Source organism: Hypericibacter sp. (genome assembly GCF_050729195.1).
Lineage (GTDB): Bacteria > Pseudomonadota > Alphaproteobacteria > Dongiales > Dongiaceae > Hypericibacter.
The window spans coordinates 1-13,289 of record NZ_JBOHKS010000111.1 but is presented as its reverse complement, the minus strand read 5'-3'; the positions used below and the strand labels follow the sequence as shown (position 1 = coordinate 13,289).

At 63.5% G+C, this 13,289-nt stretch carries 15 protein-coding genes; 5 read left to right on the top strand and 10 right to left on the bottom strand.

The features are described 5' to 3' along the window. The 3 genes from ACREE8_RS08340 to ACREE8_RS08330 all read left to right on the top strand — a co-directional run. Window positions 1-375: hypothetical protein (locus ACREE8_RS08340; RefSeq protein ID WP_431572523.1), on the top strand; the 375-nt coding region annotated here is incomplete at its 5' end. A gap of 38 nt (window positions 376-413) precedes the next feature. Further along, window positions 414-1,361 (top strand): PDR/VanB family oxidoreductase, encoded by a 948-nt coding sequence (locus tag ACREE8_RS08335; protein ID WP_431572522.1) that lies wholly within the window; start codon window positions 414-416, stop codon window positions 1,359-1,361. Window positions 1,362-1,409: 48 nt separating this feature from the next. Continuing rightward, window positions 1,410-1,880 (top strand): SRPBCC family protein, encoded by a 471-nt coding sequence (locus ACREE8_RS08330; RefSeq protein WP_431572521.1) that lies wholly within the window; start codon window positions 1,410-1,412, stop codon window positions 1,878-1,880. Window positions 1,881-1,906: 26 nt separating this feature from the next. On the opposite strand, the gene ACREE8_RS08325 is transcribed toward ACREE8_RS08330, so the two are convergent. Continuing rightward, the gene (locus ACREE8_RS08325; RefSeq protein ID WP_431572520.1) at window positions 1,907-3,145 is read right to left on the bottom strand and encodes a M24 family metallopeptidase; all 1,239 of its coding nucleotides are present in this window, start codon (window positions 3,143-3,145) and stop codon (window positions 1,907-1,909) included. Between the two features lie 136 nt (window positions 3,146-3,281). Continuing rightward, a complete protein-coding gene (locus tag ACREE8_RS08320; protein WP_431572519.1) occupies window positions 3,282-3,890 on the bottom strand; it encodes a TetR/AcrR family transcriptional regulator in 609 nt (202 codons plus the stop codon). A gap of 114 nt (window positions 3,891-4,004) precedes the next feature. Here ACREE8_RS08320 and ACREE8_RS08315 point away from each other — a divergent pair, with 114 nt between their 5' ends. Continuing rightward, a complete protein-coding gene (locus ACREE8_RS08315; protein ID WP_431572518.1) occupies window positions 4,005-4,370 on the top strand; it encodes a VOC family protein in 366 nt (121 codons plus the stop codon). Window positions 4,371-4,444: 74 nt separating this feature from the next. On the opposite strand, the gene ACREE8_RS08310 is transcribed toward ACREE8_RS08315, so the two are convergent. The 3 genes from ACREE8_RS08310 to ACREE8_RS08300 all read right to left on the bottom strand — a co-directional run bounded on the left by ACREE8_RS08310 (window position 4,445) and on the right by ACREE8_RS08300 (window position 6,911). After that, window positions 4,445-4,846, bottom strand: coding sequence for a hypothetical protein (locus ACREE8_RS08310; protein WP_431572517.1), 402 nt, complete (start codon window positions 4,844-4,846; stop codon window positions 4,445-4,447). A 47-nt stretch (window positions 4,847-4,893) separates the two neighbouring features. Further along, window positions 4,894-5,364: a HEAT repeat domain-containing protein gene (locus tag ACREE8_RS08305; RefSeq protein WP_431572516.1), complete on the bottom strand. Its 471-nt coding sequence runs from the start codon at window positions 5,362-5,364 to the stop codon at window positions 4,894-4,896. Window positions 5,365-5,486: 122 nt separating this feature from the next. Then, window positions 5,487-6,911 carry a calcium-binding protein gene (locus ACREE8_RS08300; RefSeq protein WP_431572515.1) on the bottom strand — a complete coding sequence of 475 codons (1,425 nt, stop codon included), beginning with the start codon at window positions 6,909-6,911 and terminating at the stop codon, window positions 5,487-5,489. A 322-nt stretch (window positions 6,912-7,233) separates the two neighbouring features. Between ACREE8_RS08300 and ACREE8_RS08295 the strand changes: the two genes are divergently transcribed. Then, entirely contained in the window at window positions 7,234-8,067 is an 834-nt protein-coding gene (locus ACREE8_RS08295) for a tetratricopeptide repeat protein (protein WP_431572514.1), read from the top strand. Window positions 8,068-8,250: 183 nt separating this feature from the next. On the opposite strand, the gene ACREE8_RS08290 is transcribed toward ACREE8_RS08295, so the two are convergent. The 5 genes from ACREE8_RS08290 to ACREE8_RS08270 form a co-directional block, all read right to left on the bottom strand. Next, window positions 8,251-9,411 carry an acyl-CoA dehydrogenase family protein gene (locus ACREE8_RS08290; RefSeq protein WP_431572513.1) on the bottom strand — a complete coding sequence of 387 codons (1,161 nt, stop codon included), beginning with the start codon at window positions 9,409-9,411 and terminating at the stop codon, window positions 8,251-8,253. Between the two features lie 185 nt (window positions 9,412-9,596). Beyond that, window positions 9,597-10,556, bottom strand: a complete 960-nt coding sequence (locus ACREE8_RS08285; RefSeq protein ID WP_431572512.1) for an L-carnitine dehydrogenase — start codon at window positions 10,554-10,556, stop codon at window positions 9,597-9,599. Between the two features lie 25 nt (window positions 10,557-10,581). Next, window positions 10,582-11,469, bottom strand: coding sequence for a 3-keto-5-aminohexanoate cleavage protein (locus tag ACREE8_RS08280; RefSeq protein WP_431572511.1), 888 nt, complete (start codon window positions 11,467-11,469; stop codon window positions 10,582-10,584). Between the two features lie 138 nt (window positions 11,470-11,607). Further along, window positions 11,608-12,597: a GlxA family transcriptional regulator gene (locus tag ACREE8_RS08275; protein WP_431572510.1), complete on the bottom strand. Its 990-nt coding sequence runs from the start codon at window positions 12,595-12,597 to the stop codon at window positions 11,608-11,610. Window positions 12,598-12,675: 78 nt separating this feature from the next. Beyond that, complete coding sequence (locus tag ACREE8_RS08270) at window positions 12,676-13,155, bottom strand: thioesterase family protein (protein WP_431572509.1); 480 nt, start codon at window positions 13,153-13,155, stop codon at window positions 12,676-12,678. Window positions 13,156-13,289: the final 134 nt, after the last annotated feature.

Genomic DNA, 13,289 nt, shown 5'->3' with positions numbered 1-13,289 from the left:
CCCTGGGCGACCGACGGCAATTGCAGCATGCTCTATCACTGCGTGGCGCCGGGTCTGGCTTCGATCACCTATGACTACGAGACTCTCGGCAAGCGCATCGTGGCCGGCTTTCCCTCGCCGATCTCCTACACCAAGGTCCGTTACTACCTGGCCGTCGCCAACGAGAAGACCTTCAAGGGCAAGAGCCTCGCAGAATGGGCCCGGCTCGAAGAGATGGTCTATCTCGAGGACGTGCCGGTGGCGACGACGCTCGAGCCGCGCGAGATCGATTGGGACGGCAATTATGTCGAGTTCTCGGTGCCGGCCGATCTCTACACGCTCAACTACCGCCGCGCCTTCCGCGACTTCGTGGCCCGCGCCCATGGCGGCGCCTAGCGGCGCGATCGACACGCAAGGCCTTCGGGTATAGGCCCGTGAGCGTCGAGGCGCCTGAGTTTCGCGTCGAGATCGAGACAATCGTGCCGGCCGCCGAGGGCGTGGTCGCGATCATCTTGCGCCGCCCCGATGGATCGCCCCTGCCCGCCTGGCAGCCCGGCGCCCATATCGACCTGCTACTGCCCTCGGGTACTGTCCGACAATATTCGCTCTGCGGCGATCCTGGCGATCTTCGTCGCTGGCGCATCGCGGTGTTGCGCGAACAGGCCGGCCGCGGCGGTTCGGCGGAGGTCCATGATCGCCTGCGCGCCGGACAGACGCTCACCGTCCGAGGCCCACGCAACGCCTTCGTCCTTCGTGACGGCAAGCGCTATCTCTTCGTCGCCGGCGGCATCGGCATCACGCCGATCCTGCCGATGGTGCGCGAAGCCCATGGGCGCGGCGCCGACTGGCGGCTCATTTATGGCGGCCGATCGCGCGGCTCGATGGCGTTCGTCGAGGAACTCCATCGGATCGAACCGTCTCGTGTCGAGATCCTGCCGCAGGACGTGGCCGGCCTGCTCGATCTGGGCCGCATTCAGTTGGCAGCGGCGGCCGGCGCCCAGATCTATTGCTGCGGTCCGACGGGCCTGCTGAATGCCCTGGAAGAGCGCTTCAAGGCCGCCGGTCTTGCCGAGGCGCTCCATGTCGAGCGCTTCACGGCGGCCCCCGCCGACGGCGCGGCTTTGCTGGTCATTCTCGCGCGCAGCGGCCGCGAGGTGGCGGTGGCGCCGACCTGCTCGATCCTGGAGGCGCTGCGCGCCGCCGGCTGCGAGGTGCCCTCCTCCTGCGAGCAGGGCCTCTGCGGGACCTGCGAGACCAAGGTCCTCGCCGGCAAGCCCGATCATCGCGACCAGCTGCTGACCGAGGCCGAGCGCCAGCGCGGCGATGTCATGATGGTCTGCGTTTCGCGCGCCTTGACGCCCAGCCTGACGCTCGACCTTTAGATCGGAACAGTTCGCCGCCCTGCCCGTTTTCCCTCTATCATGGGCAATATGAGCGAACGGGCGGGCACGGTCGTTTCCAGGATCATCGAGGTCCCTCCCGAGGCCGTCTATCGTGCCTTCCTGGATCCGGACGCGGTCGCGACCTGGCTCCCGCCCGGTTCCATGAGCGGCATCGTCCATGCGTTCGACGCCCGCGAAGGCGGGGCCTTCAGCATGTCGCTGGTCTATCCGGACGACGACCGGCCCTCGCGCGGCAAGACCTCGCCCAGCACGGATACCTTCAAAGGCCGCTTCGAGAAACTGATCCCCAACGAGAAGATCGTCTGGAAGAGCGTCTTCGAATCCGCGGACCCGGCCTTCTCGGGCGAGATGACGGTGACCACGACATTGGAGCCCGTCGGCGAGGGAACCAAGGTCACCATCACCTGCGAGAACATCCCGCCCGGCGTGAAGCCCGAGGACAATGAGGAAGGCTGCCGCGCCTCGCTGGAGAAGCTCGCTTCCTTCCTCGGCGGCTGAAGCCTCGCTCTGTCGGCGTGCCGCCCCTACTCGATCACCATCAGATCGAACGGCTCCGCCGAGAGGCCTCGCGCCTGGCTCTCGGTGAAGAGGAAGGAGTCGATGGTGAAATACTGCCCGATATGCCGCGGCAGGAAGAACTGATGCTCGAAATTGACCGCCGTGCCGGGCTCGAACAGCCGGTCGGCGTTGAGGTCCGAGAGCGGATCGAAGACGAAATTGCCGACCCAGTCCGGCGGGAAGGCGATCCCCATCTCATAGCCGCCCACCCAGCCGCGCCGCTCCCATAAGCCCGCCTCGACCAGATGCGCCATGATCGCCCGGTTGAACTCGCCGACCGGGAGGTTGGGCCGCAGCAGGCTCCGGATATAAGCCATAGCCGTCGCCGCCTTGCTCGTCACCTCGATCACGTCGCGCGACGGCTCGCCCATCGAGAAGGTCCGGGCCATGTTGATGTGATAGCGCTTGAAGACGCCGCTGAGATCGACCAGCACCACATCGCCCTGCTGCACCTTGCGCCGGGTCGCGAGCCCATGGAGCGCGTTGGTCTTGGTGCCGGAGAGGACGGGCATGGTGATGCCGGGATTCTCGCCGCCCGCCGCCGCCATCGCGCGGACCATCTCGCCATAGATCTCGAGCTCGGTGACGCCCCGCCGCAGATGCGCCTTGGCCGCCGCCATGCCGATATTGGCGATGCGCGCCGCTTCCCGCAGGCAGGTGACCTCGTCCGGCGATTTGATCCAGCGCACCTGGCGCAGCACATCGGTCCCGTCGACGACCTTGGCCCCTGCCGCCTGGAACAGCGCCTCGGTGCGCTGGCTGATCATGCGGTTGGGCCGGTAGCTCCAGAATTCCATGCCGACGGTGCCTCTGAGCCAGCCCGCTTCCTTCAGCTGCTCGACCGTGAAGGCGGCGCCGTCACGCTGCGAGTTGCGCGGGAACAGTCGCGTGTCGGTCGAGGCGGTGAAGATGCGGCCGAGAATCGCCTCGCGCTCGCTGTCGAACAGGATGTAATGGTCGTGATCGACATGGACCGCGATGGCGGAGCTCGCCGGCCATTGGCGCGGCGACTGCGCCTGGTACCACTCCGCCTGATAGCCGCTGACGTAATACATGCTCTCGGGCGCCATCAGATAGAGCATGTCGATCCCGGCCTTCGCCATCGCCTTGCGGATGCGCGAGAGGCGGTTCTTGAATTCCTCGGCGGAGAACGGGATCTCGGATTCCGGCTTGCTGTGGAAATAGACCTCGTCGCGATATTCCATGGAGGGCTCCCGCTTTCTGTTCCCGCGCTCGGGCGGTGCGGCAAGCTAGCAAGCGATCATGGCCCTTGCCAGTGATCGTCGCGTCACGACTTGTCGTGCGACATTCCCGATCATCGGGAGCGGGCGGGCTCGAAGCTCAAGCGGGCTCGGGCGTCTTGTCCCAGGCGCCGATCGACTGCGCCATCTTGCGCGCGGCCTCGCGCAGATCGTCGGCCAGCGCCGGATCGTCCACCGCGCGCGCCAGCACCATGCCGCCGACGCAGAGCGCCGCGATGCCGAGTGCGCGCTCATAGGCCACCTTGCGATCGGGGCCGAGATTGGCCGAGAAGGCGCCAATCATCATGCCCAGGACCTCGCGATACGCGGCCTTCACCGGGGCGCCACCGCGAGCGACATCGCTCGGCAGCCCCAGCATCGGGCAGGACCCGTCGATATCCTCGAAATGCTGGCGCGAGAGATAGGCGTCGACGATCGTGGCCGCGAGCGGACGGTCGGCCGGCGGCGGCATGCCCATGCTGCATTGCCAGGGCTCGCTCGGGAAACGGCGCGTGAAGAGCGTGATCGCCTCGGCATAGAGCTCGTCCTTGCTGTCGAAATAGCTGTAGAAACCGCCGCGCGTGAGGCCGGCGCCGGCCATCACCGCGTCGATCGAGACCTCGGACAGGCCGTTGCGGTTGAACAGGCGCCGGGCGCTGGCGAGGATCTTCTCGCGGGTTTCCTGCCGATGGTCCTGGGGATAGGGCATGGTCCGTCACCTTATTGTCATCGACAGCGTGCGCCGGAACTAAAATATGTTCTTGAACATATTTTGGCCCAGGACTGAAGTCCATGCCGCGTCACCCCAACCCGGAGAGCCATCATGGGCAACCCCTTCGTGCATGTCGAACTGAGCAGCACCGATCTCACCAAGGCCAAGCCGTTCTACAAGTCGATGTTCGACTGGAAGCTCGAGGATGTCGAGATGGGCGGCGGCATGACCTACACCATGATCGGCGTCGGCGACGGCACCGGCGGCGGCATGATGAAACAGATGATCCCCGGCGCGCCGTCCTTCTGGCTGCCCTACGTGCTGGTGGACGACATCGCCGCCGCGACCGCCAAGGCCAAGAAGCTCGGTGCCAAGGTGATGAAGGACGTGACCGAGGTGATGGGCATGGGCTCGCTCTCGATCATCACCGATCCAAGCGGCGCCAATCTGGGGCTCTGGCAGCCGAAGCGGAAGTAGATTCCAACACCGCTTGGGCCCTCATCCAGAGTCTGTCGAAGGATGAGGGCCGTCATCATTTGACCTGGCGGCGATCAACCGCAGTCTGTGTGTGTTCGGGAGTATCCCAAGTATTCGGCTTTCGGCTTACCAGCAAAAGCATCGGGTGGTGGCTGGTCACCGCCCTTGACCGTCACGCGATAGAACGGCGCAAGAGTTTCGCGTTGAACGACAACGCCTCCTCCACGGATATACACGACAATCGGGGAGCAATAGTCGCCCTTCAAGGAAACGCGCCCGCGCGTATCCGTTTTGAGCACTTCAGTTACGAGCTGATTCGTGCCGATATGTTCGGTAACGTACACTGGGGCATCAATGACCGGTGTCTGATCGGCGTTCAAAAACTCAATATCCGCCGCCACCGCTGTTCGGCTGCCTCCGGCTTCCAAGATCCGGTCGCAAGATGTTAGCGCCAGCATCAGGAGGCCGCTGATCATCTGAAGACCTTTGTTTGCTTAAGAGTCCCCGATCCATTCGTAAGGAGTCAGCGATTTGGTTCATAGGCCCTGCCCGTAATTTTTCTCAGAGCCTCACGTGTTCCATCAGCCGTGCTCAATTCCGGCCCCACGATACTCAGTTTGTCGCGCAACTCGGCTTCTTCCAGGGCCGTTTCAAGTTCTGGCACTGCGACGGTTGCTCTCGGTCCAAGTTGCCCGAGCGCCAGGGCCGCCCAATATCGGACTGCGTCGTCATTGCTGTGCAGGAGTTGAGCGATATCAGCAATGGTACCATCATCAATTCGGTCAGGATCCGACGTAGACGCGTGCTTCGCTAGACCCGGCAGCTCCGACGCAAGTTGATAACGCGCCATCGGATCTGGTTCGGCTCTTATCTTTTCGATTTTCGCTTCGATTTCGGTCGTCCAGGTTCCACCCGCATCTTCGCCGAAGGCGTGTCCGTAGAGACCGGTGAACACTAGACAAATGACCGCGAACGATATCGCGCGCTTCGTCATTGCTTATTGGACCATCTTCGCTCTTCTAAGCTGCTCGCTCGGATCGCAATTCGCCGGCGGACTGGCGAACCCCTTCCATTTCCTCCCGCCATAGATCCATCTCTGACACGGAGACGGAGGGCTCAGACCGCTACAGTAATACCCTGTTCGACGGCGACATTCTCCGTACCATTGCTATAGATGTCATAGAGCGTGCTGGGACCACCATAAGCCGGATTGTTGAGGGCAACGCCGCTCGTATCCAGCGCGAACTCGACTCCGCCGGTCTGCTGCAGATGCAGGGTATCGGTATAGCCGGTCGTGCCCAACGTGTCGCCGCGGACAACCAGATCGACGGTGTTTCCGTTCACAGTTTCGCGCGTGGTCCCGCCGAAATCGAGCACGTCGGCCGCATTCAACGTGACGGCGTTCGTTGCGTGGATACGCCCCATATCAACAATCTCGAGACCGCTTGTATTCTGGTCGAAGCCGGCGAAGCGGACATCAGTATCCACCACTGCCAGTCTGTCGATTCCAGTTCCTCCGACATATTCATCGCTCCGGCTGCCGAACAGCAACATATCGTTGCCTTCCAACCCGAAGAGTTGATCTATTCCGTTGCCGCCATCAAGGGTGTCATTGCCGATGCCGCCATTCAGCAAATCAGTACCATTGCCACCAAGAAGAAAGTCGTCGCCCGCGCCACCGAAGAGGCTGTCGGTGGCGTTCTGGCCGTCGAGAACATCGTCACCGACGCCGCCATCCAACGTGTCGTTCCCGTCCCAGCCCGTCAACCAGTCATTGCCGTCACCGCCAAAAAGCGTGTCGTTACCATTCTCCCCGCCTAGCACATCGCTCCCATTGCCGCCATCGAGGGAGTCTGTGCCATTGCCTCCGAACACCGAGTCCACGCCATTGTCGCCGTAGATCGTGTCGTTGCCATTTTCGCCGAACACCAGGTCATTGCCGTTGCCGCCAAAGATTATGTCGCTGCCGTTCCAACCGCGAAGATCGTCATTGCCGTTGCCGCCGTCGATCGTGTCGTTGCCATTCACGCCGTAAAGGAAGTCCCTGCCGGCGCCGCCAATGAGCATGTCGTCGCCGTTATCGCCATAGGCGCCGTCGACGCCGTTGCCGGCAACGATCCAGTCGTTGCCGTTGCCGCCCTCGATGTAATCATTGCCATTGCCGCCAAAGATCGTGTCGTTGCCATCCGCTCCGAAGACGAAATCAGTGCCATTGCCGCCATTGGCGATGTCGTTGCCAAGGTCGCCGATCAGGGTGTCAATGCCTGAAGAGCCGAACAGGCTGTCATCGCCGGAACCTCCAAGGATACTGTCATTGCCGGAATCGCCTTGAAGTGTGTCGCTGCCGGCGGCGCCATTGAGCGTGTCATCACCTCCGGCACCACGAATCGTGTCATCCCCGGCGCTCCCAATCAGCGAATCACCGAGCGGTCCTCCCTGAATGGACTCACCAACCGCGAATAGCGATGCACTGGCGGTCCTTTCCAAGTGGCTCACGGGCACGATGTCATCGAATGAGATTTTCGAACGAGCTTCCGACATTGTTGCTCTCCTCGGTACAGAACCCGTTGTGACACATTGGCCTTAGTGCGCAGAGACCGCCCGCCGCTTCATCGGTCGCAGACCCCTCTTCAGCTCGACTTTCGCTTCTTGGGAACTGAGGTCACTCGGCGCCGCGGCCCCAATGTGTCAGTTGCATTACCGTCTTCACGTACCCGCGCCAGGGAGTACGATTCCTCGACAACCAGAAAAAGAACATAACAAAAGTTATAGCCGTGACTTTTTCTTAATGTTTTTTATCTGCCACCCATGGATGTGCTCCATGCCGACTGAAAGAAGATGCTGACCATGGGCGAGGCTCACCATGGGCTCGTTGAAACCAAGGCTCATCTCGGTGCTTGTCTTTGTTTCATTGTTCGCTTTGGCGTCGCCGGCGCCCGCGGACGATGTGCAGGATTGCTCGGACTCAATAGTGCTGGTGAAGACGGATCCAGGGCGGGCGTTCGCCGCCTGCTCATCGCTGGCGGAGCGCGGCAACGCCATAGCGCAGCTCAATCTCGGTTCGATGTACTACAAAGGCGAAGGCGCTCCGCAGGACTACAATGACTCGCTGAAATGGTATCGAGCAGCCGCCGACCAGGGCCTCGCGGAAGCTGAGTACGCTGTTGGAGTCATATATGCCCGAGGTCAGGGGGTGCCGCCGGACCTCGTCGAGGCGCAAAAGTGGCTTCATAAAGCCGCCATTCAGCAACACCCTGCCGCGCAATACTTGCTCGGAAGCATGTATCTCGATGGCGAAGGTGTGACGCGGGATTCCGATGAGGCCGTGAAATGGCTCCGCATGGCGGGCGATAAGGGTTTCGCACCCGCCCAGTACCTTCTCGGAACCATGTATCAGCATGGGCTAGGCGTGGCGAAGGACTATCATGAAGCGGAGAAATGGTACCGCTCAGCAGCCGACAAAGGCTTTGTGCTCGCTCAGTTAGAGCTCGGACGGATGTACCATGAAGGTATAGGCATCGCGATGAACTATACCGAGGCCATGAGAATATACCGCCAAGCCGCCGACCAAGGTTCTGCTACCGCGCAGTATCTGATTGGCTCCATCTTTTTAAGGGGTGATGGGGTCAAGAAGGACTACGCAGAAGCCGCCATGATGCCCTTATGGATGAAAGTAAAACGGATCGCGATCGAGTGATGTCAAAAATGACTCCTGCGCAAATCGAGGAGGCGCGGCGTCGGGAAAGCCAATGGCTCGCGGAACGCCAGGACTAATGCAGCGGCGGAAAACCGGTGGCATCAGAAGAAGAAATATCCTTCGCGCCAGCCTTCTCCCGGGAGAGCGTGGCGAGGGAGAAATAGCGTACAGCGAAGCTAGGCCTCACCCCTCATGCGGACGCAGCAGCGCGCGGCTGATGATGTGGCGCTGGATCTCGGAGGTGCCGTCCCAGATGCGCTCGACCCGCGCGTCGCGCCAGAGGCGTTCGACGCCGACCTCTTCCATCAGGCCCATGCCGCCGAAGATCTGCACGGCATGGTCGGTGACGCGCGCCAGCATCTCGGTCGCGTAGAGCTTGGCCATCGCGTAGTCCTGGTCCTGCACCGTGCCCTGGTCGGCCTTCCAGGCGGCGCTCATCACCAGCCATTCGGCGGCCTGGATCTCGGTCGCCATGTCGGCGAGTTTGAAGGAGACGCCCTGGAACTTGCCGATGGTCTGACCGAACTGCTTGCGCGTCGCGGCCCATTGCGTCGCCATCTCCAGCGCCTTCTGCGCGCGGCCGACGCATTGCGTCGCGACCGTCAGCCGCGTGGCGCCGAGCCATTTGTTGGCGACGTCGAAGCCGTGATGCTCCTCGCCCAGGATCTGCGCCACCGGGATCTTGCAGTCGGTGAAGATCAGCTCGCAATGGTGATAGCCCCGATGCGAGACCGAATTGGGGCCCTTGCGCACTTCGAGGCCCGGCGTGCCCTTGTCGACCAGGAAAGAGGTGATGAGCTTCTTCGATCCCTTCCCCGTCTGCTCCTCGCCGCTCGCCGCGAACAGCACGATGAAATCGGCGACATCGGCATAGGAGATGAAATGCTTGGTGCCGTTGACGATGTAGTGATCGCCCTGGCGCACCGCACGGGTCTTCATCGAGCGCAGGTCCGAGCCAGCGCCGGGCTCGGTCAGGGCCAGGCATTCGACGCGCTCGCCGCGGATCGCCGGCTTGAGATAGCGGTCGATCTGCTCGCCGACGCAGGCGCGCAGGATGTTGGAGGGCCGCGCCACGGCATATTGCAGTGCGAAGGAGGTGCGGCCGAGCTCGCGCTCCATCAGCGCCAGCGCGACATGGTCGAGCCCGCCGCCGCCCAGTTCCTCCGGCATGTTGGCGGCCCAGAATCCCGCCTTGAGCGCGCGGTCCCGGATCTGCGCGATCAGCTCGGGGCGGACGGCGTTGGTCTTCTCGACCTCGTTCTCGTAAGGCACGAGCTCCGCCTCGACGAAGGCCCGCACACTGTCGACCAGGAGCTGCTGCTCGGTGCTCAGTCCGAAATCCATGGCCTCGGCCTTTCGATATCGAGTCCCACTGCCACCCCCCTCCCTACCCTCCCCCGCAAGGGGGGAGGGCTAGAGCATAATTGTTCACGCTGCCTCCCCCTCGGAGGGAGATGAAGGGCGAGGTTCTTCCAACTATCCACGCCCCCTCCCCTTGCGGGAGGGGGTAGGGGGAGGGGTATGCCGGCTCAATCCTCCGGCGACATCCCGTGCTTTTTCTTCACCCGCGCGATCGCTTCCATCACCTCGATGATGCAGTCGTTGCGGTAGCGCTCCAGCTCCTTGACGGTGCGGCCCTTGGCCTGGGCGGTGGTGCCGTCGGCGACCTTGTCGATCAGCTCCTCGGTCAGCTCCGGCGCCACCAGCTTGGTCCAGGGCAGTTTCAGCGCCGGGCCGAACTGCTTCATGAAATGATGCATGCCCGCATCGCCGCCGGCGATGTGGTAGATCATCATCTGGCCCATATAGGAGAAGCGGATCCCGGCGCCGAAGCGCATCGCGTCGTCGATGTCGGCGGTGGTGGCGACGCCGTCATTGATGAGATGCAGGGATTCGCGCCACAGCGCTTCCAATAGGCGGTCGGCGACGAAGCCCTCGATCTCCTTCTTCACCCGCATCGGCCGCATGCCGATGGACTCGTAGAAGGCGCAGGCGCGGTCGACCGAGGCCGGCGCCGTCTTCTTGCCGCCCAGCACCTCGACCAGCGGCAGCAGATAGACCGGGTTGAAGGGATGGCCAACCACGAGCCGCTCCGGATGCTTGCATTTCGCCTGCATGTCGGTCGGCAGCAGGCCCGAGGTCGAGGAGCCGACGATCACGTCGGGCCGCGCCGCGGCGTCGATCTGGGCATGCAGCTTGATCTTGAGCTCGAGCACCTCGGGCGCCGATTCCTGGACGAAATCGGCGCCCTTCACCGCTTCCTCGACGGTCTTCACGAAGCGGCAACGCTTGAGGTCGGCGCCCTGTTTGAGACCGAGGCGCGTCAAGGCCGGCCAGGCATTCTCGAGGCTGGCCTTGAGCTTGGCCTCGGCATCCGGGCCGGGATCCCAGGCCACGACATCGAGCCCATGCGCCAGGAAGCGCGCGGCCCAGCCCGCACCGATGACGCCCGTGCCGATGACGGCACAGGTCTTGATCTCGTTCGCCATGGGGTCGTTCCCTTCGTGCTGACGCTTAGTGGCGCTTCTTCAGGCCGAACTTCTTGCGCGCCTCGTCAGGCGTGACGGCCCTGGCGCCCATGAGATTCAGAATCTTGACGACGCGATCGACCAGCGTGCCGTTCGAGGCATGGACGCCCTTGTCGAGCCAGATATTGTCCTCGAGACCGACGCGCACATTGCCGCCGAGCACGGCGGCCTGGGTCGCCATCGGCATCTGGTTGCGGCCGATGCCGAAGGCCGACCAGTTGGCGCCTTCGGGCAGATTGTCCACCATCGCCTTCATCGAGACGGTGTCGGCCGGGGCACCCCACGGAATGCCGAGGCAGATCTGGAACAGCGGCGGCGCGTCGAGCAGGCCTTCCTTGAACATCTGCTTGGCGAACCAGAGATGGCCGGTGTCGAAACATTCGAGCTCGGGCTTCACCCCCAGCTCCTGGACGCGCTTGGCGCCCTTGCGCAGCATCACCGGCGTCGAGACATAGATCGTCTCGCCATCGCCGAAATTGAGCGTGCCGCAATCGAGCGTGCAGATCTCGGGCAACAACTGCTCGACATGGGGCAGACGCTCGATCGCGCTGATCAGGTCGGTGCCGGGGCCGGGCCTGGTCGGGCTGCCGTCATTGACCTCGAGATCGCCGCCCATGCCGGCGGTGAGATTGATCACCACGTCGGTGCTGCTGGAGCGGATCCGGTCCACCACTTCCTTGTAGTACTCGACCGTCCGCGCGCCCTTGCCGGTCTTGGGATCGCGCACATGGATATGGGCGATCGCGGCCCCCGCCTTGGCGGCCTCGATCGCCGCGTCGGCAATCTGCTTGGGTGTCACCGGAATGGCCGGGTGCTTGCCGACCGTGTCGCCGGCGCCGGTCACGGCGCAGGTCACGACAACATCGTAATTCATGGGGCTCTCCTCCCTGGGGACGTCTTTTGAAGCTGGGCGCGATGGTCAGCCCGCAGGGCCGCCTCCGCTTGACGGATTTCGCCGCCAATATGACGTTTTCCGCCATAGCGGCAAGCGCATTCGAGAAGGCTCAAAGGATCAGGCCTCGGCGGCTCCGGGACGCCGTTCGGCCCGCGGTGGACGGCCGGCCCAGCTGCGATAGCTGCGCGAGAAATGCGCCGCCGAGCCGAAGCCGCAGGCGACCGCGACCTCGACCACCGGCATCTCGCTGTACTGCAACAAGGCGCGGGCCCGCTGCAGCCGCAGATCGAGATAGTAGCGCTGCGGCGTGGTGTTGAGATGCAGGCGGAACAGCCGCTCCAGCTGCCGCTGCGACAGGCCGGCCGCGCGTGCCATGCGGCCGGCATCGAGCGGCTCCTCGAGATTCTTCTCCATGAGCGCGATGGCGCGGCCCAGCCCCGCATGCGAGACGCCCTGTCTTGCGGCAGGCTCCATGCGCTGGCGGTCCTGCGGGTCGCGGATGCGGGCATGGATGAACTGCTCGGAGACGGCGGTCGCCAGGCGATGGCCATGCCGGCGCGAGATGACGTGAAGCATCATGTCGAGCGCGGCCGTGCCGCCGGCGCAGGTCAGGCGGTTGCGGTCGATGGCGAAGAGGCCGCCCTCGGCCTCGACCTTCGGAAACTGCTCGCGGAAGGAATCGAGCACCTCCCAATGGGTGGTGGCGCGATAGCCGTCGAGCAATCCGGCGCGCGCCAGCACGAAGCTGCCGGTGTCCATGGCGCCCAGCTCGACGCCGTTGCGGTCGAGCCGGCGCAGCCAGTCGCGGATGCGCCGGTCATAGCCCTGCTCCGGCTCGAAGCCGGCGCCCACCACCACGGTGCGATAGCGCGAGGGGCTGCGGCCGAGTTGCCCCAGGTTGCGATCGGCCACGAGCCCCATGCCGTTCGAGGCCGCGATCGAGGCGCCGTCGAGCGACACGATCTCCCAGTGATAGAGCGCGGCACCGGCCAACCGGTTGGCGACCCGCAGCGGCTCGACCGCCGAGACGAAGGCCATCATCGAGAATTTGGGCAGAAGCAGAAAACCCAGGGTCTCGGGCAGATCGATCCGGGCGGCGGTGGGCATGGCGGAAATCCGGCCGTGAGAGGGTTGTCGGCTACCCTCATCTAATGGCGGAATTCCTCAAGAGTCAAAAGGCGCGGTTCACTTCTTCGGCGGCAGCGAGATCACACGCCCGACATTCGCCGGTCGCGGCAGGCCGGCATGGTCGCGCGCAATCGGGTCGATCCTGGCCCGAACCTCGGGGAGGAAGGGCGCCGAGCGCCGCTGGTTCATGTCGATATTCATCAGCATCTGCTCGCTGGTCGCGCGGGGCTCCGGCGCGTCCTCGGCATAGAGCGTATAGAACACGTGAAGCCGCTTATCGTCCCAGCCGAGGATCTGGGTGTCGGTCCAGGTCTCCTTGCCGACCTTGATCTCGCGCAGATAGTTCAGATGGACCTCGAGCGTGAACAGGCTGTGGCCCTTCTCGGCCCGCTCCTTCTCGCCGAGACCGATATGCTCCATGAAGGTCGTGGTGTTGTTGCTGAAGATGAGCAGATAGTAGGCGTCGAGGAGATGACCGTTGTAGTCGATCCAGCCCGGCTGGACGCGCTCGCGATGGAGACGGAGAATTCCGGTCATCCTCATTTTCCCTCTTCATAGAATGGCGGGGATAATGAAACGCCGTTTCCCCGCGTGCAAGGGGCGCCCCGAGCAACTTGAAGTCCCGTCGGAATCGGCGATAACTATCCTCACGCACAACGCGCAAAGTGAAG